The sequence below is a fragment of the Heliobacterium chlorum genome (genome assembly GCF_014502795.1).
In the GTDB taxonomy this organism is placed as follows: domain Bacteria; phylum Bacillota; class Desulfitobacteriia; order Heliobacteriales; family Heliobacteriaceae; genus Heliobacterium; species Heliobacterium chlorum.
In genome coordinates this window covers 1-421 of the sequence record NZ_JACVHF010000176.1, presented here as the reverse complement: position 1 = coordinate 421, position 421 = coordinate 1, and the positions used below count along the sequence as shown (strand labels likewise).

General features: G+C 49.2%; 1 protein-coding gene. It reads right to left on the bottom strand.

What is annotated here, in order from left to right; genetic code table 11:
• Window positions 1-421: major capsid protein (locus tag H1S01_RS20865; RefSeq protein ID WP_243237468.1), on the bottom strand; the 421-nt coding region annotated here is incomplete at both ends.

Below are 421 nucleotides of genomic sequence, written 5' to 3'. Positions count from 1 at the left end.
TATCCAATTCGTTAAATCCGAGAATCTCCTGACCCGCGCCATCCGTCTCGATCACACGAATGGGAATACCCGCATAGGTACTTACTTGGCGACCAAAAGAATCTTCTCCGCTTTCGATGTAGTGAGTCGAGTCTTTTAGTGATTTCTTGATCTCACGGCGCATCGCCTTGGAACAAAGAAGTACGTCCGGTTCGCCCTCTACGGCATCAATCAACTCATCCAGTTTATTCGAATCGAAGGATTTATCCTCACCATCAATAATTTGCTTCCCGGTTAACCGTTTCTGCAAGCCGTCAAACTGGCTCGGCTGGGCCGCATCCCCTTTGAAGAAGGCTCGGGTAAACTCTAGAGCTAAGGCTTTTGCTTTCAGGTCCGTATGGATGGAGCGAATGTCGTTGACGTTACCTCGGGTTTGCACGAG